Source organism: Microbispora amethystogenes, assembly GCF_016863015.1.
In the GTDB taxonomy this organism is placed as follows: Bacteria; Actinomycetota; Actinomycetes; order Streptosporangiales; family Streptosporangiaceae; genus Microbispora; species Microbispora amethystogenes.
The window spans coordinates 1-671 of sequence record NZ_BOOB01000151.1; the positions used below are offsets into that span (position 1 = coordinate 1).

General features: G+C 66.3%; 1 protein-coding gene. It reads left to right on the forward strand.

Translation table 11 applies throughout. From position 1 onward, the window contains the following. Positions 1–122 precede the first annotated feature (122 nt). The coding region (locus Mam01_RS36120; protein ID WP_204289704.1) for a DJ-1/PfpI family protein at positions 123–671 on the forward strand (549 nt) is incomplete at its 3' end.

Consider the following 671-nt stretch of genomic DNA (forward strand, 5'->3'; position numbering starts at 1 on the left):
TCAAGGACGCGGACGGAATGGCGTAAAGGCTTGACGGGCGGGCCGGGCCGAGGAATGCTAACCCAATCGGATCGGATTGGATCGGATCCACCGCATTCGTCCCCAGTTGCGAGGAGAAGCAGGTGCCCAGAGCGCTGCTCCTTACCGGCGACGCCGCCGAGGAGCTCGACACCATGTATCCCTACTATCGCGTGCAGGAGGGCGGCTGGGACGTCGACGTCTCGTCATTGACGATGCGTGACATTCAGCTGGTCATCCACGAGTTCGACCCGAACTCCGACGCCTACGTGGAGAAGAACGGCCGGAAGCTGCCGGTCGACGTGACCTGGGCCGAGGTCGACGTCGAGCGCTATGACGCCCTCATCATCCCCGGGGGACGCGCCCCCGAGTGGATCCGGACCGACGCCGACGTCAGGCGCATCACCGAGCACTTCTTCGCGCGCAACCTCCCGATCGCGCTGGTGTGCCACGGCGCACAGGTGCCGGCCGTGTACGGGCTGCTGAAGGGCCGCAAGACGGCCTGCTTCCCCCCCATCACCGGTGACATGGAGAACGCGGGCGCGACGGTCATCGACGCCCCCGACGTCGTGGACGGAAACCTCGTCTCCTGCCGCGGCTGGCCCGACATGCCGCAGTTCGGCCGGGTGATGATGGAGGTCTTCTCGAAGTCC